We start from the raw sequence: 18873 nt of genomic DNA, 5'->3' as shown, positions 1-18873 counted from the left end.
CCGGGGCCGGAGCGTGACCGGGGAGTACGCCGCGGTGGTCCTCGCCGGGGGTGCCGGCCGGCGGCTGGGCGGACCCGCGAAGCCGGCGACGCCGGTGGGCGGGCGGCCGATGGTCTGCCGGGTGCTCGACGCCGTCGCCGACGCCGTCGCCCGGGTGGCCGTCGGGGCACCCGACCTGCCGGTGCCGCCGGGCGTCTCGCTGACCCGGGAGCGGCCCGCCGACGGGGGTCCGGTCGCCGGGCTGGCGGCCGGGCTGGCCGCGCTCGGGGACCCGCTGCCCGACCGCGTGGTCGTCCTCGCCGCCGACCTGCCGCTGCTCACGCCCGCCGCCGTCGGCCGCCTGCTGGCCGCGCTCGGCGACCCGCGCGCGCCGGTGGAGGCGGCGGTGCTGGCCGACGACGCGGGACGGCCGCAGTGGCTGTGCGCGGCCTGGCGCGGGGACGCGCTCGCGCGGGCGCTCGCGGCGCTCGGGCCGCCGCGCGGGGCCGCGGTGCGGCGGCTCTACGCCGACGCGGCGGTGGCCCGGGTCGACCTGCCCGCGGACGCCCCGCCGGCCTGGTGGGACTGCGACACCCCCGACGCGCTGGCCCGGGCCCGCGGGTGGCTGGGCGACCCGTCAGCCGGCCCCGCCCGGTCCGCGGGCGCGCAGCACCCCGACCAGTGAGATCGCGGACACCACCGTCCACGTGCCCTCCAGCAGCAGGAACCCCCACGAGCCGTGCGCCCAGGCGATCAGCGCGAGGATCCCGGCGCCGACCACGTTGAGCGCCAGGTACACCCGGGAGCGCACCCCCAGCAGGCCGCGCTGCGCCGCGGCGAACGCCGCCAGCACCAGCACCGCCCCGATGACCTCGACCACGTCGACGACCGTCACGGCGCCTCCCCTCCCCGACCGTCCGCCGGACCCTACGGCACCGGGCGGCCGGCCGCGGCCGGCGCCGCCCGGCGGGGGCGGCGCCGCGGGTGCGCGCGGTAGAGGACGTAGGGGCGGGCGAGGTACCCGACCGGCAGCAGGAACGCGTGCGCGAGCCGGGTGAACGGCCACGCCGCCAGCAGCGCGAAGGCCGCCAGGACGTGGGCGCGCAGCACCGGCGGCATCTCCGCCGCCAGCGCCGGGTCCGGGCGCAGGACCAGCAGCGAGCGCACCCAGGGGCCGGCCGTCTCCCGGTACGCGTCGCCGCCGCCCTGGCCGCGCGCCGTCACGTACAGGCCGAGCAGCAGGACCGCGGCCAGCAGCAGGTGGGTGGCCGCGTCGCGGCGGTCGGGCGGCGCCGTCGGCGAGCCGGTCCGGCGGCGGTGCAGCACCATGACGGCCAGGCCGAGCACCGCCGCTGTCCCCGCCGCGACGCCGAGCCAGGACGCTGCCCGGCCGTACGCGGCGGCGTCCAGGCCGGCGGCCGCGGTGACCCGCGCCGGGACCAGCAGGCCGACCAGGTGGCCGAGGACCACGCCGGCCCACGCCGCGTGGAAGACGGGTGACCCCCAGCGCAGGACCGCCGGCCCGGGCCGGTGCCCCGAGCGGACCGTCCACCGTCGCCGCCCGCGGCGCCCGGCGACGGTGCCGACCGCGAACACCGCCGCCGACAGGTAGGGCAGGACCACCCAGAGGACGGTGTTCACCGCCGGGTGCCGGTGCTGTCGACCAGGCCGGCGTCGCCGAGGCCGACCCGCTCGGCCGGCGGGCCGGTGCGGGCCAGCCGGACCGCCGCCGCGACGTCGGCGGCCCCGGCCGGCGGCAGCATCGCGCGGACCGCGGCGACGCCGTGCGCGTACGGCACGTCGGCCAGCGCCCTGGCCAGCAGGTCCAGGCCCACCCGGTGCGCCCGCAGCAGCCGCCAGCCGCGCGCGTCGACCGCCGCGAGGTCCAGGACCGCCGGCAGGAAGTCGGGCAGCTCGCCGTCGGCGACCGCACGGCCGGCCGCCCGGTACGCCGCGGCGAAGGCGACCAGCGCCGCGCCGCGGCCGCGGGTGTCGCCGCAGGTGTAGTACGTCAGGTGCAGGGCGCTGCGGCGCCGGAAGTCGAACCACTCGACGTACTCCCCGGCGAGGGTGATCGGGTCGCCGCCCGCCCGGTACCGGGCCAGTTCGCGCAGCGGATCGGCCACCGCGGCGGGCAGGGCGGGCAGAGCCGCCTCCACCAGCGGTACGGCCGCCAGGGTCTCCGGGTCCGGGTACCGCAGCAGCAGGGACGCCGCCCGGGCCGCCACCGGCCGCCAGTCCTCACTCATGGTCGTCCTCCATCCGTGCGGGGCCGCGCGCGGGCGCCCGGGTCGCTGGTCGGTCCGCGGCGGCCGGGCCGGTGCGGGGTACCGCGCCGCCCTCGCCCTCCCACACCGCCAGGGCCGCGGGCACGTCCCCGCCGGTCACCGCGGCGGGAGGGGGCTCGGGGGCGGCGTGCCGGGGGACGTGCGGCGCCGGTGCGCCGCCCTCGCTCTCCCAGGCGGCCTCGCTCTCCCAGGCGGCCTCGGCGTCGGCGAGCGCGTCGGGAGCGACGGACGCCGCCCGGCCGGCCGGGCGGCTGGCCGGGGCGGTCGGGGCGGTGCGGGGCGGGTCGGCCGTCCGGGGTGCCGGGAACAGGCCGGCCGGGCGGCCGGCGCCGTCCCAGGTGAGCAGGTTCACCCGCCCCGGCGGCGGCGCCCCGGCCACCCCGCCCCCGGACCGGCCGGCGCCCGGACCCGCCCCGGCACCGCCCGCCCCGAGACTGTCCACACGGGAGCCGTCCACACCGGAGCTGTCCGTCCCGGAGCCGCCCATGCCGGGGCCGCCCTCGACGTCGAGGGCGCAGGTCGTCGCGAGCGCCTCCAGCGCGTGGGCCTCCCCGGCGTACGCGGGCGGGATCACGTACCGGTCCTCGTGCCGGGCGAGCGCGAGCAGCCGGAACATCTCCTCGATCTGCTTGCCGGTCATCCCGACGGCCTCGGCCGCGGCCTCGTCGGCCGGTTCGCCGAGGTTGACCGCCCGCTGGTACGCCCGCATCGCGGCGAGCCGGCGCAGCGCGGCGTCCACCGGGGCCGGGTCGCCCGCGCCGAACAGCCCCGCGAGGTAGTCGACGGGCACGCGCAGCGCCGCGACGGCGCCGAACAGGTTGCCGGCGTCCTCGCCGTCGTGGCCGGTGTCGCGCAGGGCCTCGACCACGGGCGACAGCGGCGGGACGTACCAGACCATCGGCAGCGTCCGGTACTCCGGGTGCAGCGGCAGGGCGATCCCGTAGTTCATGATCAGGTCCCAGACGGGCGAGCGCTGCGCGGCGGCGATCCAGTCCGGCGGGATGCCCTCGGCCTGGGCGGCGGCCATGACGTACGGGTCGTAGGGGTCCAGGAAGCAGGAGCGCTGCGCCGCCGCGAGGTCGCGCGGGTCGGGCACCGCCGCGGCGGCGGCGACCCGGTCGGCGTCGTAGAGCATCAGCCCCAGGTAGCGCAGCCGGCCCACGCAGGTCTGCGCGCAGACCGTCGGCGCGCCGCGCTCCAGGCGGGGGAAGCACAGCGTGCACTTCTCGGCCGTGCCGGTGCGGTGGTTGACGTACATCTTGCCGTAGGGGCAGGCGGGGACGCAGCGGCGCCAGCCGCGGCAGCGGTCCCGGTCGACGAGGACCACGCCGTCCTCGGCCCGCTTGTAGATCGCCCCCGAGGGGCAGGCGGCGGCGCACGAGGGGTTCAGGCAGTGCTCGCAGATGCGGGGCAGGAAGAACAGGAACGACGAGGCGTAGTCCCGGGTCACCCGGTCGGCGAGCGCGGCGGGCACGGGGCCGGCGTCGGCCGGCGCGTCCTCCCAGGACGGCGACCAGGCGAGCGCGCCGTCGCCGCCGAGCGCCGCGCGCGGGCGGGCGACCGGGAGGTCCGGGCCGGCGGGGGCGTCCAGCAGCGGGGTGTCGTAGGTGACCGGCCCGGCCGCGGGGTCGAGGGTCGGCACGGCGGGCGGCGTGAACAGGCCGAGCAGGCGCCGCACCCGGCCGCCGCCGCGGCGCAGCCGCAGGTGCCCCGCGGGGCTGCGCACCCAGCCGCCCGCCGCGGCGCCCGCGGGCGCGCGGTCGGCGCCGGACCGGGACTCGACGTGGTTGAACCAGACCTGCTCGGTGCCGGCGCGGTCGGTCCACGCCTGCCGGCAGGTGACCGAGCAGGTGTGGCAGCCGATGCACTTGTCGAGGTTCATCACCATCGACATCTGGGCCATCACCCGCACGGCTAGTACTCCACCCGCTGCGGGCGGCGGCGGACGACCGCGATCTCGTCGGCCGGCGCGGCGGTCGGGCCGAGGTAGTCGAAGCCGTACGCGAGCTGGGCGTACCCGCCGACGAAGTGGGTCGGCTTGAGCATCAGCCGGGTCGGCGACTCCGGCGCCGCGCCGCGCCGGCCCGACACCTGCGCGCGCGGCGCGCCCGCGGTCCGCTCCTGGCCGGCCGGGGCGTACACGCTGCCCGGTGGCAGCCGTCCGGTGACCGCCGCGCGGGCGACGAGGACGCCGTGGCGGTTGACCGCCTCGACCCAGTCGCCGTCGGCGACGCCGATGCGGGCCGCGTCGGCGGCGGCCAGCCACAGCGTCGGCCACCCCCCGGAGAGCTGGGTCAGGGCCGGCAGGTCGTGCCCGGTGGAGCGGACCGACCACGGCGAGCGCGGCGTCAGGTACCGCACGGTCAGCTCCCCCTCGCCCCCGGCGCCCAGCGGCGGCTCGCCGCGCAGCAGGTGCAGGTCCAGCGGCGGCCGGTAGATGGGGAGCTGCTCGCCGAGTTCGGTGAGCCAGTCGTGGTCGAGGAAGAAGTGCTGGCGGCCGGTCAGGGTCGGCCAGGGCGTGTGCCGCTCGACGTGGGTGGTGAACGGCGCGTACACCCGGCCCGGCCCGCCCCCGGCGGACTCGAACGTCGCCAGCGCCGGTACCGACCGGGCCTGCACGTCGGCGAACCGGATCGCCGCCGCCGGGTCGGCGAGGTCGGCCAGCCGGCGGCCGGTCCGCTGCTCCAGCGCGGCGTACCCGGCGGCGGCGATCCGGCCGTTCGTCGCGCCGGACAGCGCCAGGACCGCCTCGGCGCAGGCCGCGTCGGTGTCCAGCCGCGGCCGGCCGGCGGCGGGGCCGGCGGCGACGGCGCCGTTGCGGGCCCGCAGCAGGTCGATCTCGGGCGTGACGTCGACGGTGACCCCGCCGGTGGTGGTGCCGTGGGTGTCCAGCAGCGGCCCCAGGGCCGCGAGCTGCGCGGCGACGGCGCCGTAGTCGCGGGTGACGACGGTGAACGCCGGCAGCGTGAGGCCGGGCACGGCGCGCACCCGGCCGCCCTGCCAGTCCCGGACCCGGCCGCCGGGCGTGGCCAGGCAGTCGGGCGAGTCGCGGTGCAGCGGGGCGGCGACCAGGTCGCGGCGGACGCCGAGGCGGGTCGCGGCCAGGGCGGAGAAGGCGCGGGCGATGCCGTGGAAGGCGGCCACGTCGGTCCGGCACTGCCACGGTGGCGGCACCGCGGCGGTCAGCGCGTGGACGAACGGGTGCAGGTCGGTCGTGTTGAGGTCGTGCTTCTCGTACCAGGTCGCTGCCGGCAGGACGACGTCGGCGTGCAGCGTGGTCGAGGTGGCGCGGAAGTCCATCGCCACGAGCAGGTCCAGCTTGCCGCGCGGGGCATCGGCGTGCCAGGCCACGTCCCGGGGGCGCTGCGCGGCGGCGGCCTCCGCGGCGCGCGGCGCCGCGTCGGTGCCCAGCAGGTGCCGCAGCACGTACGCCTCCCCGATCGGCTCCGCGCCCAGCGGGTTGCCGCGCCACACCGTCAGGATCCGCGGCCAGTTGCCCGGCGCGTCGGGGTCGGTACCGGCGAACCGCAGGGTGCCGGCCGTCAGCGCCCGGGCGACGTACCCCGCGGGGTCGGCCGGGTCGGCGGCCAGCGCCTCGTCGGCGACGTCCAGCGGGTTGCGGTCGAACGTCGGCGCGTCGGGCAGCCAGCCCAGCCGGACCGCCTGGGCCAGCAGGTCGGCGGTGTGCCGCCCGGCCAGCCGGCCGGCGCCCAGCGGCGAGGCCAGCGCGCCCGCGTCGTGCCGGTCGTAGCGCCACTGGTCGGCGTGCAGGTACCAGAACGCGGTGCCGTTGGCCTGCCGCGCCGGCCGCGCCCAGTCCAGGCCGAAGGCCAGGTGCGCCCAGCCGGTGCCGGTCCGGCAGCGCTGCTGGCCGCCGTAGTACGCCCACCCGCCGCCGTTGACGCCCTGGCAGCCGGTGAGCATCGTCAGCGCCAGCGTCGCCCGCGCGATGGTGTCGCCGTGGAACCAGCGCTGCGTGCCGCCGCCGGTGAGGATCATCGACCGGCCGCCGGAGGCCGCCGCGTTGGCGGCGAACTCGCGGGCGACCCGGGCCGCCACCGCGGCGGGGACGCCGGTGAGCGGCTCCTGCCAGGCGGGCGTGTACGGGGTGCGGGCGTCCGCGTACCCGGCCGGCCAGTCCCCGGGCAGCCCCGGCCGGCCGACGCCGTACTGGGCCAGCATCAGGTCGAAGACCGTCGTGGCCAGCCGGCCGGCCACCACGACGGCGGGTACCCCGCGCCGCAGCGTCCCCGGCGCGCCGGTGTCGAAGCGCGCCAGCGCCACCTCGGTCGGCTCCCCGCCCGCGCAGGACAGCCGCGGTGGGGTCCCGCCCGGATCCAGGTGCCAGGAGCCGGGCTCGTCGGTGAACCGGTCGCCCAGCGACCCGGCGGGCGCCGCGGCGGCGTCCCGCTCCCCGTCCCAGACCAGCGGGCGGAACCGGGTGTGCAGGTCGCCGCCGCCGTCGAGGTCGGCGGCGGTGAGGAAGCGGCCGGGGGTGAACGCGCCGTCGCCGGTGGGCTCCAGGGCGACCAGGTACGGCAGGTCGGTGTACCGGCGCACGTAGTCGTCGAAGCGCGGTGTCGGCCGGTCGACGAAGAACTCGCGCAGCACGACGTGGCCCATCGCCATCGCCAGGGCCGCGTCGGTGCCCGGCCGCACGGACAGCCACTCGTCGGCGCCGGTCACGCTGTCGGCGTGGCCGGGCGTCACCGCGACGACCTTCTGGCCCCGGTACCGGGCCTCGGCCAGGAAGTGCGCGTCCGGGGTCCGGGTGACGAACGGGTCGGCCCCCCACAGCAGCACGTAGGTGGCGTCCCACCAGTCGGCGGACTCCGGGGGGTCGGGGCGGTCGCCGTACACCTGCGGCGCGGCGACCGGCTGGTCGCCGCGGGAGTCCGAGGCCGACAGCAGGACGCCGCCGAGCAGCGACAGGAAGCGGGCGCCCACCGCGTGGGACACCATGGACGCCGCCGGTGCGGGCGAGTAGCCGACGATCCGGTCCGGGCCGTGCGCCGCGATGGTGTGCACGTGGGCCGCGGCGATCAGCTCCTCGGCCTCCGCCCAGTCGATGCGGACCAGCGCGCCGCGGCCGCGCGCGGCCTGGTAGGCGGCGCGCCGGCCCGGGTCGGCCTGGAGCTCGGCCCACGCGGCGACCGGGTCGCCGAGGCGGGCCCTGGCCTCGCGGTACGGCCGCACCAGCGCGGCGCGGGCGTACGGGTAGCGGATCCGGGTGGGCGAGTAGGAGTACCAGGCGAAGGCGGCCCCGCGGGGGCAGCCGCGCGGCTCGTGGTCGGGCCGGTCCGGCCCGGCCGCCGGGTAGTCGGAGTCCGGCTGCTCCCAGGTGATGATGCCGTCACGCACGTGCACGGCCCAGGCGCAGGAGCCGGTGCAGTCGACGCCGTGGGTGGTCCGCACCACGGTGGCCGGCGCCGCGCCGTCGCGGTCGAGGTGATCGCGGTCGGGGTGGTCGCGGTACGCGTCGTCGGCGCGGCGGCCGCCCACGCGGTGCAGCCGGTGCCGGTCGGGCGAGACGTGCGCGCGGCGCAGCAGGCCGCCCACCGCCAGCAGGGCCCGCCCCGCCCGCTCGGCCGCGACCGTCATCCGCCCATCCTCGCCTCGACTCCCCGGGGCCACGTTGCCCCATCGGGGCGGCCGCGGCGGGGTCCGACACGGCGGGAAAACGACGGCGCGGCGGGACCGGGTGGCATTCGGCCGACAACCGCCGGCACCTCCCGCCCATCGGCTAGGGTGCCCGCCCGTCCGTGCGCCTGTCGGTCCGCCCTTCCGTGCGCCTGTCGGTCCGTCCGTCCGTGCCTGTCGATCCGTGCGTCCGGGCCATGTCTGTCGGTCCGGGCGTCCGTCCATGCCTGTCGGTCCGGGCGTCGGTCCGGGCGGGACGGTCAGCCGGGCGGTGCGGCGAGCGGGGGCAGGACGCGCGGGGCCGGGGCGGCGAACCGGGCCGCGGGCACCCCGGTCCCCAGCTCGGTGAACAGGACCGGCGTGACGCGCTGGAGCACGTCGCGGACGAAGTGCCAGGTGTGGCCGCCGCGGCCGACGAAGGCGCGCGCGTCCACGCCGGCACCGCGGGCGGCGGCCGAGAGCCGGGCGGCCGTGGTCCGGCGGTGCGGGTCGGCCGTACCCGCGGCGAACCACCCGGTGACCCCCTCGTACCGGCGGGTGGCCAGCAGCACCGCCGGGTCGTACGCCCGCTGCACCTCGGCCGAGCCCCCGAACAGCCGGCTCCGCGTCTCCTCGGGGGTGGCCAGCGCGGGCGCGGCGTCGCCGCCGATGCTGAGGAAGTGGCCGTACCGGGTCGGGTCGCGCAGGACGAGGTGGATCGCGCAGGTGCCGCCGGCCGAGAACCCGACCAGGCCCCAGCGCCGCGGGTCGTGCCGGATCCCGAGCCGCCGGGTGACGTACGCCGGGATGTCGGCCGTCAGGTACGTCTCCGCGCGGGCGACCGGGCCGTCCACGCACTCGGTGTCGCCGGTGGAGGTGCCGTTCGGGTCGGCGAAGATCAGGACCGGGGCGTGCCCGCCGTGCCGGGCGGCGTAGGCGTCGGCCACCTCGACGGCCCGGCCGGAGCTGACCCAGTGCAGGGGCGCGCCGGGGGTGCCCGGCAGAAGCACCAGCACGGGCAGGTCGGCGCGGGCCGGCGTGAAGTAGGCCGGCGGCAGGTACGCCGCGCCGGGCCGCGCGGTGAAGCCCGACCGGGTTCCCGGCGCGGTGAACGAGACCACGCGGCCGCGGCCGGCGTGCGCGGCGGGCGTCGGCGGCGCCGGGCTTGCCGGCAGCTCGTCGATCGACTCCAGCCCGGCGGTCCGGCCGAGCGCGTCGCCGACGGTGACGTACAGGCCGTACTCGCGGTTCGCGCACAGTCCGGCGCCCAGCAGCGTCGCCGGTACCGCGAGCAGCGCCGCCCAGGCGGCGCCGCGCCGGCCGCCGCGGCGCAGGGTCCACGGCAGGCCGGCCAGGGCCAGCAGCACGGCGCCGGCCAGCAGCAGGAACAGTGCCGGGTACGGGTCGACGACGGTCCGGGTGCGCCAGAGCAGCACCTTCGCGGCGCCCACGGCAAGCGCGGTGCCGCCGACCAGGGCGGGCAGCGTCACCGCCCACCAGCGGCGGCCACGCCGGCACCAGGACCACAGCAGCAGCAGGCCGCCCGCGACGGCGACCCCGGCGCACAGCACGGGGGACAGCACCGGCAGCGGGTCGGCCGGACCCGCCCACACCACACCGGCCAGCCCGGCCGCGGCGGCGAAAACGAGCAGAACGGGCAGGGCACGCCGACGTACCGGCCGCGGCGGGGGTGCCTCCGCCGGGCCGGACCGGGGGTCGGCGTGGTCCTGCATGGTCGGCACACCATACGACCATCGACGGACGTCGCGGCCGCAGCGTCGGATTCCCGACTGGGCGGGCGCCGTGACTCGCGCCCGCGTGGTAAAACGAACCTCCCATGACTACCTCTCCGCTCCTTCCCGACACCGGCGCGACCCCCGCCGGTGCGCCCGACCCGGCCGCCGACGGCACCGGGGCGGCGCTGCGCGCCCTGCTGCGCCGGCGCCGCCCCGCGGCGGTCCCCCGGCAGCGCGCCGCGGCGGCGGCCCCCGGGCTGCCCCGGCAGCGCACCGCCGCCGCGACCGGCCGCGAGCCGGCCGCCCGGCCGCCCCGCGAGCCGGGCGAGCGGCGGCCCCTGGCCCACTGGATCGACCACGCCCGGGTGGCCCGCTGGACGGCCCGGCTCGTCGCGCTCGTCGGCCTGTTGACGGTCGGCAGCGCGGTGTGGCCGGTCGACCTGTCCCGGCTGCGGCTGCTCGTCCACGCGGTCCCCCGGTCCGGGATCCTCGCCGCGCACATCACCGCCGCCGCCGTCGGCGTCCTGCTCGTGCTGCTGGCCGGCGGCCTGCGGCGCCGCAAGCGCACGGCCTGGTGGGCGGTCGTCGGGCTGAGCGCCGCCGCCACCGTCCTGCACCTGCTCAAGGGGCTGGACTGGGAGGAGGCGGGGGTCACCGCGGCGCTGTGCCTGGCGCTGGTCGCCCTGCGCCGCCACTTCACCGCCCTCAACGACCCGCGCAGCCGCTGGCGGGCGCCGCTGTTCGGGCTGGCCATCGCCGCGGGCGGGGTCGTCTGCGGGGTGGGCTTCCTCGCCGCCCGCAGCGAGCGCCTGCGCGGCGCGCCGGGGTACCGCGCGATGCTGGAGGCCAGCCTGGCCGGGCTGGTCGGGCAGAGCGGCGGGGTCACCTTCGTCGCCGGGCGCACGGCGCACGCGTTCGCCCTGCTCACCGGCACGTTCGGCATCGCCGCCCTGACCGTGGCGGTCCTGCTGGCGCTGCGCCCGATCGGGCGGGCGCCGGGTGCCGGGCCGGCCGAGCTGGCCACGGTCCGCCGGCTGCTGGAGGCGCACGGGGACGCCGACTCCCTCGGCTACTTCGCCATCCGGCCCGACAAGGACGTGATCGTCTCGCCCAACGGCCAGGCGGCGATCGCCTACCGCGTCCTGAACGGCGTCAGCCTGGCTGCCGGGGACCCGATCGGCGAGCGGTCCTGCTGGCCGGAGGTCATCGACGCGTGGCTGGCCGAGGCGCGGCGGCACGCCTGGGCGCCGGCCGTGATCGGCTGCAGCGAACCGGCCGGCGAGGCCTACCGGCGGGCCGGTCTGGACGCCATCGAGCTGGGCGACGAGGCGATCCTGGACAGCGCGACGTTCACCCTCGACGGCCGCCCGATGCGCGGCGTGCGGCAGGCGGTGGCGCGGATGCGCCGGGCGGGGTACACGGTGGACGTCCGGCCGATCGCCTCGCTCACCCCGGCCGAGCTGGCCGAGGCGATCACCGCCGCCGACGCGTTCCGGGTCGGCGAGGTGGAGCGCGGCTTCTCCATGGCGCTGGGCAGGCTCGGCCGGCCCGACGACGACGCCTGCGTGCTCGTGGTCGCCCGGGACGAGGCCGACCGGGTGCGCGGCCTGCTGCACCTGGTCCCGTGGGGCGGCTCCGGCCTGTCCCTGGATCTGATGCGGGGCGACCGCAGCGCCCCGAACGGCCTGGTGGAGCTGATGGTGGCCGCGCTGATGGCGTACACCGAGGCCGCGGGCGTGCGGCACGTGTCGCTGAACTTCGCGATGTTCCGGTCGGTCTTCGCCCGCGGCGAGCGGCTCGGCGCCGGGCCGGTCCTGCGGCTGTGGCGGCGGGCGCTGCTGTTCGCGTCGCGGTTCTGGCAGATCGAGTCGCTGTACCGGGCCAACGCCAAGTTCCGGCCACAGTGGCGGCCGCGGTACCTGTGCTTCGCCGCCGGGCGGGACCTGCCGCGGATCGGCCTGGCGGCGCTGCGCGCCGAGGCGTTCGTGACGGTCAGCATGGCCTGGTTCACCGGCCGGCCGCACCGCGGCCCGCGCACCGCGCCTCCCGAGCCCGCGGACGGCACCGTCGCGACGCCGCGGGGGGCCACCCCGGGCATCGACGCGCGCTAGGATCCTGGCGCCCGCCCGGACAGCCCGGGCCCGGCGACGAAGGGGGTCGCGGTGGCCACCTCGCCGGTCCGGTACGACGGGCCGCCGGTCGGCCGCGACGCCGAGCTGTCCCGCCTGCGCGCCCTTCTGGACCCCGCGGCCGGCCACTGGACCGCCGCGGTGTGCGGCGACCCGGGCATCGGCAAGAGCCGGCTGCTCGACCAGGTGGCCCGCGAGGCCGCCGCCGCGGGCACCTGGGTCCTGCACGGACGGGCCGCCGAGTACGAGCAGCAGTTGCCGTTCGGGGTGCTGTGCGACGCCTGGCACGAGCAGCTCGCGCTGCTCTCCCCCGCCGTCGTCGGCCGACTCGGCGCGCCGCACCTGGCACTGCTGCGCGCCGCGTTCCCGGAGATCCCCGGCGACCCGGTCGACGACCTGGTGGACATCGAGCGGTACCGGCTGTTCCGCGCGACGCGGCGGCTGCTGACCGCGCTGGCCGAGGCCGCCCCGCACGGCCTGCTGGTCGTCCTGGACGACCTGCATTGGGCCGACCCCTCGACGGTCGAGCTGCTCGACTACCTGCTGCGGCAGCGCCCGGACGGGCCGGTGCGGATGGCGGTGGGGATGCGCGACCGGCAGGCCGACCGCCGGCTGACCGGCGCGTGGGGCCTGGCGGTCCGCCGCGGCGACGCGGACCTGACCCAGCTCGGCCCCCTGCCGGCCGAGGCGGCCGAGACCCTGATGGACCAGTGGCGGGTACCCCGGCACCGCCGGGCCGCGCTGTTCGCGGCGAGCGCCGGCAACCCGCTGTACCTGGAGGTGCTGCACCGCACCGGCACCGACCCGGCGGGCGACGGCGCGGGCGGGCCCGGCGGCGTGCCGACGGTGGACCAGGCGCTGCTGGCGGAGCTGGGCACCCTGCCCCCGGACGACGCGACCGTGGCGGCCGCGGCGGCGGTGGCCGGGGACGTCGTCGACCCGGCGCTGGTGGAGGCCGTCAGCGAGCTGCCCGCGGCGACGGTCGAGGCGGGCCTGCGGGCGCTGGCGGCGCGCGACCTGATCCGGGCGGCCGGCACCGGCCTGCAGTTCCGGCACCCCCTCGTGCGGCGCGCGGCCTACTGCCACGCCGATCCGGTGTGGCTGATCGGGGCGCACCGGCGGGCCGCGCACGCCGAGCTGGCGCGGGGGGCCTCGGGCGCAGTGCTGGCCGGCCACGTGGCCCGCTCGGCGCGGCCCGGGGACATGGGCGCGGTGTCCACCCTGGTGGGCGCGGCGCGGGCGGTGCTGCCCAGCGCACCGGCGTCGGCCGAGCACTGGCTGGCGGCGGCGCTGCGGCTGCTGCCCGACCGCGAGTTCACCGTCCGGCACCGGGTGGAGCTGCTCGTCCTGCGGGCGCGGGCGCTGGGGGTCAGCGGGCGGCTGGCGGAGAGCCGCGACGCCGCGCACGAGGCGCTGCGGCTGCTGCCGGCCGCCGCCGAGGAGCGGCCGGGGCTGGTGGCGTTCTGCGCGATGGTGGAGCGCCTGCTCGGGCGGTACGCGCAGGCGCGGGCGCTGCTGCTGCACGAGCTGGCGGCGGTCGACCCGCGCGGCACGGTGGCGGTCCGGCTGCGGATGGAGCTGCTGGCCACGGGGCTGACGCAGGGCCGGTTCGGCGCGGACCTGGAGCTGGCCGACGAGGTGGTGGCGCTGGCCCGGGGCCTGCCGGACCGGGTCCTGCTGGCCGCGGCGCTGGGGCAGTACGCCACGGCGCACCTGTTCGCCGGGCGGACGTCGGCGCAGGTGCGGGCCGCGGCCACCGAGGGCGCCGAGATCCTGGACACCCTGGTCGACGCCGAGCTGGCCCGCTGCCTGGAGGCGGCGCACTGGCTGGGGCTGGCCGAGCTGCACCTGGAGCGGTGGACGGCCTGCGGGCTGCACCTGGCGCGGGGGCTGCGGCTGGCCCGGGCCACCGGCCAGAACCACCTGATCACGTACCTGCGGATGGCCGAGGGAACGCTGTGCAGCTTCCGCGGCCAGCTCGCCCGGGCGGCGGAGTGCTTCGACGACGCCTGGGAGGCCGCCGTCCTGACCGGCAGCGACGAACTGCGCAAGATGGCGCTGTCCCAGCAGGCGTGGATGGCCTGCTGGCGCGGGCAGCTCGGACCGGCCGCGGAGTTCGCCGCCCAGGCGGTGGCGCTGGCCGGCGACGACGACTGGTACAGCGCGACCGCCCACGCGATGTCCGGCCTGGTGCGGCTCCACCTGGGCGACCCGGCCGGGGCGGTCGCGGCGATCACCAGCGGCGGCGACCCGCGCCTGGCCAACCTGGACGCGGTCACCCGGCTGGCGTTCTACGAGGTGCTCGCGCGCGCCGAGGCCCAGCGCGGCAACGTGCCGGCGGCGCGCCGCTGGGCCGCCGCGGCCGCGGACTTCACGGCCGGCTGGGACCTGCCGATGCGGCGGGCGATCGCGCTGTCGAGCCGGACGTACGCCGAGGGGCTGGCCGACCCGGCCGCCGCGGCGCGGACGGCGGCCGAGGCGGCGCGGCTGTTCGAGGCGTGCGGGGCGCAGGTGTTCGCCGGCCGGGCGCACCTGGTGGCCGGGGTGGCGCTGGGGGCGGCCGGCGACGCCGCCGCGGCGCGCGGCCGCTTCGCGCGGGCGCGCGAGGTGTTCGCCGACACCGGCGCCGGGCTGTTCCTGGAGCTGACGGTGCGCGCGCAGCGGCGGATGGAGTCCCGCCGGCCGCGCCGCTCCCGGGCCGGCGGCCCGGAGGCCGGCCCGGTCGCCGGCCTGACCGCGCGGGAGCGGGAGGTGGCCGCGCTGGTCGCCGAGGGGCTGACGAACAAGGAGATCGCCGGGCGGCTGTTCGTCAGCCCGAAGACGGTGGAGGCCCACCTGAGCCGGGTGTTCGACAAGCTGGGGGTGACCTGCCGGGCCGGCGTCGCCGCGACGCTGGCCGCCGGTGACCGCTGAACCGCCGGAAGGTTCGGTACGGTGACCGGATGGTGTGGACAGGCAGGCGGGGCGCCCTGGCCCTCGGTACGGCGATGCTCGCGCTGGCGGCCTCGGCGCCGGTCGCCGGCTGCCGGGTCCTCGGCGTCGGGTGCAGCGGCGCCAACGCGCGGCTGGCGGCGGCGCTCGACCGGCTGGCCGTGCTGCGGCTGCCGGCCGCGCTGGCGTCCCCGGTGGACCGCGGCGGCGGCTGCGAGACCGAGAGCGCCCACTACGCGTACGCCCAGCGGGGGTACCGGCTGGTCGGCGCCGCGGCGGACGTGGTGCGCGGCGCCACCGCCGCCGCGCTCGGGGACGGCTGGGCGGTGCGGCACACCACCGGCGCCGGGGTACCGGCGCGCGACGCCGCCCGGGGCGCCGCGCAGGTGCTCTGCGCCGTCAAGCGGATCCGCGGCGCCGACGTGTGGTACTCGGTCGTGTTCGACCCGCCGCGGGCGGCGGGCCCCGGGCGCCGGCTCGGCGTCGAGGCGGCAGGCAGCGTCGACGGGGTCGCGCCGCGCTGCCTGCCGGGGAACACCATCAGTCCGGCCGGCCCGGCGTACCGGCACGAAACGGCCGCTCACGACCGGCCCGGCGCCGGACCGGACCGGGTCGGCGCGGGCGCTCCCGACCCGCGGCTGACCGCGCCGGCCCGCAAGTTAGGCTAGCCTTCCTCACTCGCCCGGCCCGGAGGTGCCCGTGCCCCCACCGCCCACCGGAGGGTCGGTCCTGCGCGGCGCGGTCTCCCGCCACCGGCGCCGGCTCGGCCTCGGCGCGCTCCTGGTCGCCGCGCACCAGGCGGGCGAGGCGGCGGTGCCCGTGGTCGTCGGACAGCTCATCGACCGCGCCGTGCGCCCGCACGACCTGGGCGCCCTCGGCACCTGGGTGGCGGTCCTGGCGGCGCTGTTCGCCACCTTCTCGCTCAGCTACCGGTTCGGCGCGCGGTTCGCCGAGCGGGCCGCCGAGCTGACGGCCCACGAGATCCGGCTCGCCGTCGCCGGCCGGGTGATCGCCCCGCACGGCGGCGCCGAGCGGGGGCGGCTGGCCGGCGAGACCGTCAACATCGCCACCGACGACGCCGAGCGGGTGGGTGACATCCACCGGGTGCTGCCGTTCACCCTCGCCGCGGTCGTCGGGCTGCTCGTCGGCGGGTTCGCGCTGCTGCGCGCCTCGGTGCCGCTGGGCCTGCTGGTGCTGCTGGCCGCTCCCCCGCTGCTGTACCTGGCGTACCTGCTCAGCCGCCCGCTGGAGCGCCGCAGCGAGGCCCAGCAGGACCGCGCCGCGCACGCCTCCGGCGTGGCCGCCGACCTGGTCGCCGGGCTGCGCGTCCTCAAGGGACTGCGCGCCGAGCCGGCCGCCGTGGCCCGGTACCGGCGGACCAGCCGCCAGTCGCTGGCCGCCACCCTGCACGCCGCCCGCGCCCAGGCCGGGCAGGAGGGCACCATGTTCGCCGTCACCGGCCTGCTGCTCGCGGCGGTCGCGCTCGTCGGCGGCCGCCTCGCGCTGGCCGGGGACATCACCGTCGGGCAGCTCGTCACCGCGGTCGGGCTCGCCCAGTACCTGCTGGGTCCGCTGTCGATGTTCAGCTGGTTCGCGGCGGCGTTCGCCCAGGCCCGGGCCTCGGCCGGCCGGGTCGCCGCGCTGCTGGCCAGCCCGGCCGCCGTCACCGGCGCCGCCGCGCCCGCGGCGGCCGGCGGGGCGCTGCGCGTCCGCGGCCTGGCCGCCGGCCCGCTGCGCGGCCTGGACCTCGACGTGGCGCCCGGCGAGTGCGTGGCCGTGGCCACCGCCGACCCCGCCTGCGCGAGCGCGCTGCTGGCCTGCCTGGCCCGCGAGCGGGACCCGGACGCGGGCACGGTCCTGCTGGACGGGGCGCCGCTGGACACCCTGGACCCGGTGGCCACCCGGCGCCACCTGCTGGTGGCCGCGCACGACGCCGCCCTGTTCGAGGAGAGCCTGACCGCCAACATCGCGGGCGCCGGGGCCGACCCCGACGCCGTGGACCGGGCCGTCCGCGCCGCCGGGGTCGACGACATCCGCGCCCACCTGCCCGAGGGCGCGGCGACGGTCCTCGCCGAGCGGGGCCGGTCGCTGTCGGGCGGCCAGCGCCAGCGGGTGGCGCTGGCCCGGGCCCTGGCCGCCGCCCCGCCGGTGCTGGTCCTGCACGACCCCACGACCGCCGTGGACACCGTGACCGAGAGCCGGATCGCCGACGGGCTGCGGTCGGTCCGCGCCGGCCGCACGACCGTGCTCGTGGCCACCAGCCCCGCGCTGCTGGCCGCCGCCGACCGGGTCGTCCTCGTCGCCGACGGGGTCGCCGTGGACTCCGGCACCCACGCCGCGCTCGTCGCCCGCCGCCCCGACTACCTGACGCTGGTCTTCTCATGACGCCCGACGCGACTCCCCCGCCGCCCGCCGCGGGACCTCCTCCCACGCCCGCGCTGCTGCCCACCGCGGGCGGCCGGGACACCGTCCGGCACCTGCGCCGGCTGCTGCGCCCGCACCGCGGCCTGGCCCTGGGCGGCTTCGCCGTCCTGCTAGTCGGTACCGGGGTGGCCCTGCTCGCGGCGCCCGCGCTGGGCGCCATCGTCGACCTGGTCACCACGGGCGGGCCGCAGGGCCGGCTCACGGCGCTCGTCCTCGCCCTCGCCGGGATCGCCCTCGGCCAGGGGCTGCTGTCGGCGTACGGCCTCAGCCTGGTGGCCCGGCTGGGCGAGACCATGCTCGCGGGGCTGCGTGAGGAGTTCATCGCCCGGGCCCTGCACCTGCCGACCGGGCAGCTCGAACGGGCCGGCTCCGGCGACCTCACCGCCCGGGTCACCACCGACGTGCGGGTCGTCGCCGAGGCGGTCCGCGAGGCGCTGCCGCAGCTCGCCCGGGCGGCGCTGACGATCGGCCTCACACTGGTCGGGCTCGGGGTGCTGGACTGGCGGTTCCTCGTCGCGGCCCTGCTGGCGGCGCCGGTGCAGGTCCAGACCGTGCGGTGGTACACCGGGCGGGCCGTCCCGCTGTACGCCCGGCAGCGGGTGGCCGCGGGCGCGCGCCAGCACCAGTTGCTGGACACCGTCGGCGGCGCGGTGACGGTCCGGGCGTTCCGGCTGCACGACCGGCACCTGGCCAAGGTGGACGCGCGCTCCTCGGCCGCCGTCCAGCTCGCGCTGCGGGCGGTGCGGCTCCAGACCCGCTTCTGGTCCCGGCTGAACCTGGCCGAGTTCGTCGGGCTCGCCGCCGTCCTGGTCACCGGGTACTGGCTGGTGGGCGCCGGTGCGGTGAGCCTGGGCACGGCGACCGCCGCGGCGCTGTACTTCCACAACCTGTTCAACCCGATCAACGCCGCCCTCGGCCTCGCCGACGACGCGCAGGCCGCGGCCGCCAGCCTCGCCCGCCTCGTCGGCGTGGCCCAGCTTCCCGCCCGCGGCCCCGGCACCGCCGCGGCCGCCGCCCGGGGCGGCGCGGTCTCGGTCGCCGGGGTCGGCTACGCCTACCTGCCGGGGCGCGCCGTGCTGCGCGGGATCGACCTGGAGGTCGCCGCCGGGGAGAAAGTGGCGCTGGTCGGCGCCAGCGGCGCGGGCAAGAGCACGCTGGCCAAGCTGATCGCGGGTGTCCACCCGCCGAGCGCGGGCGCCGTCCGGGTCGGCGGGGTGGACCCGGCCGCGGACCCGGGCCGGGCGGTCGTCCTGGTCACCCAGGAGGTGCACGTGTTCGCCGGCACGCTGGCCGACGACCTGCGCCTGGCCCGCCCCGACGCCGACCCCGACGAGATCGTCGCGGCGCTGGCGCAGGTCGGGGCGCTGCCCTGGGCGCGGGCGCTGCCCGAGGGCCTGGACACCGTGGTCGGCGAGGGCGGGCACGCGCTGACCGCCGCGCAGGCCCAGCAGCTCGCGCTCGCCCGGCTGGCGCTGGCCGACCCGCCCGTCGCCGTCCTCGACGAGGCGACGGCCGAGGCCGGCAGCGCGGGGGCGCGGCTGCTGGAGAACGCGGCGGACAAGGTCCTGGCCGGCCGTACCGCGGTCGTCGTCGCGCACCGGCTCAGCCAGGCCGCGGCCGCGGACCGGGTGGTCGTGCTGGACGCCGGGCGGATCGTGGAGTCCGGCACGCACGACGACCTGCTCGCCGCCGGCGGCCGGTACGCGGCCCTGTGGCGGGTCTGGTCCGGCCAGCGCCGCACGTTCAGCCCCGGCTACGACCGCTGAC

At 79.2% G+C, this 18873-nt stretch carries 12 protein-coding genes; 6 read left to right on the top strand and 6 right to left on the bottom strand.

Going from position 1 to position 18873, the window contains the following annotated elements:
- Positions 1 to 34: 34 nt before the first annotated feature.
- Complete coding sequence (mobA, locus tag IEY75_RS07455) at positions 35 to 664, top strand: molybdenum cofactor guanylyltransferase (RefSeq protein WP_189113655.1); 630 nt, start codon at positions 35 to 37, stop codon at positions 662 to 664.
- Here the strand turns inward: mobA and IEY75_RS07450 are convergent.
- From IEY75_RS07450 to IEY75_RS07425, 6 genes are all read right to left on the bottom strand, one after another.
- On the bottom strand, positions 617 to 874 hold the full coding sequence (locus IEY75_RS07450; protein ID WP_189113489.1) for a CBU_0592 family membrane protein: 258 nt from the start codon (positions 872 to 874) through the stop codon (positions 617 to 619). The two genes, mobA and IEY75_RS07450, sit on opposite strands and share 48 nt — an antisense overlap.
- 32 nt (positions 875 to 906) lie before the next feature.
- Entirely contained in the window at positions 907 to 1620 is a 714-nt protein-coding gene (locus tag IEY75_RS07445) for a respiratory nitrate reductase subunit gamma (RefSeq protein ID WP_189113488.1), read from the bottom strand.
- Positions 1617 to 2228 (bottom strand): nitrate reductase molybdenum cofactor assembly chaperone, encoded by a 612-nt coding sequence (narJ, locus tag IEY75_RS07440; protein ID WP_189113487.1) that lies wholly within the window; start codon positions 2226 to 2228, stop codon positions 1617 to 1619. The genes IEY75_RS07445 and narJ overlap by 4 nt, the downstream gene beginning before the upstream one ends.
- Entirely contained in the window at positions 2221 to 4170 is a 1950-nt protein-coding gene (gene narH, locus IEY75_RS07435) for a nitrate reductase subunit beta (RefSeq protein WP_229789451.1), read from the bottom strand. The genes narJ and narH overlap by 8 nt, the downstream gene beginning before the upstream one ends.
- Before the next feature lie 11 nt (positions 4171 to 4181).
- Entirely contained in the window at positions 4182 to 7868 is a 3687-nt protein-coding gene (locus IEY75_RS07430) for a nitrate reductase subunit alpha (RefSeq protein ID WP_189113485.1), read from the bottom strand.
- A gap of 299 nt (positions 7869 to 8167) precedes the next feature.
- Positions 8168 to 9619 (bottom strand): alpha/beta hydrolase, encoded by a 1452-nt coding sequence (locus IEY75_RS07425; RefSeq protein WP_189113484.1) that lies wholly within the window; start codon positions 9617 to 9619, stop codon positions 8168 to 8170.
- A gap of 104 nt (positions 9620 to 9723) precedes the next feature.
- On the opposite strand from IEY75_RS07425, the gene IEY75_RS07420 reads away from it, so the two are divergent.
- Genes IEY75_RS07420 through IEY75_RS07400 form a run of 5 tightly spaced genes read left to right on the top strand, consistent with a single transcriptional unit; the run spans position 9724 to position 18872 of the window.
- Positions 9724 to 11733: a phosphatidylglycerol lysyltransferase domain-containing protein gene (locus tag IEY75_RS07420; RefSeq protein WP_189113483.1), complete on the top strand. Its 2010-nt coding sequence runs from the start codon at positions 9724 to 9726 to the stop codon at positions 11731 to 11733.
- A 51-nt stretch (positions 11734 to 11784) separates the two neighbouring features.
- Positions 11785 to 14664 carry a helix-turn-helix transcriptional regulator gene (locus tag IEY75_RS07415; RefSeq protein WP_189113482.1) on the top strand — a complete coding sequence of 960 codons (2880 nt, stop codon included), beginning with the start codon at positions 11785 to 11787 and terminating at the stop codon, positions 14662 to 14664.
- A gap of 29 nt (positions 14665 to 14693) precedes the next feature.
- Entirely contained in the window at positions 14694 to 15350 is a 657-nt protein-coding gene (locus tag IEY75_RS07410; protein WP_189113481.1) for a hypothetical protein, read from the top strand.
- A gap of 31 nt (positions 15351 to 15381) precedes the next feature.
- Positions 15382 to 17067, top strand: a complete 1686-nt coding sequence (locus IEY75_RS07405; protein ID WP_189113480.1) for an ABC transporter ATP-binding protein — start codon at positions 15382 to 15384, stop codon at positions 17065 to 17067.
- A complete protein-coding gene (locus IEY75_RS07400; protein WP_189113479.1) occupies positions 17064 to 18872 on the top strand; it encodes an ABC transporter ATP-binding protein in 1809 nt (602 codons plus the stop codon). The genes IEY75_RS07405 and IEY75_RS07400 overlap by 4 nt, the downstream gene beginning before the upstream one ends.
- Position 18873: the final 1 nt, after the last annotated feature.

Origin of the sequence: Pilimelia terevasa, from assembly GCF_014647915.1 — a bacterium.
GTDB classification, from domain to species: Bacteria; Actinomycetota; Actinomycetes; order Mycobacteriales; family Micromonosporaceae; genus Pilimelia; species Pilimelia terevasa.
This window is presented reverse-complemented; position numbering and strand designations above follow the sequence as displayed.

Coding starts and splice junctions, on each gene's coding strand:
- narJ (WP_189113487.1), bottom strand. CDS start 2,228: ATGAGTGAGGACTGGCGGCCGGTGGCGGCCCGGGCGGCGTCCCTGCTG.
- narH (WP_229789451.1), bottom strand. CDS start 4,170: ATGGCCCAGATGTCGATGGTGATGAACCTCGACAAGTGCATCGGCTGC.
- IEY75_RS07430 (WP_189113485.1), bottom strand. CDS start 7,868: ATGACGGTCGCGGCCGAGCGGGCGGGGCGGGCCCTGCTGGCGGTGGGC.
- IEY75_RS07425 (WP_189113484.1), bottom strand. CDS start 9,619: ATGCAGGACCACGCCGACCCCCGGTCCGGCCCGGCGGAGGCACCCCCG.
- IEY75_RS07420 (WP_189113483.1), top strand. CDS start 9,724: ATGACTACCTCTCCGCTCCTTCCCGACACCGGCGCGACCCCCGCCGGT.
- IEY75_RS07410 (WP_189113481.1), top strand. CDS start 14,694: ATGGTGTGGACAGGCAGGCGGGGCGCCCTGGCCCTCGGTACGGCGATG.
- IEY75_RS07400 (WP_189113479.1), top strand. CDS start 17,064: ATGACGCCCGACGCGACTCCCCCGCCGCCCGCCGCGGGACCTCCTCCC.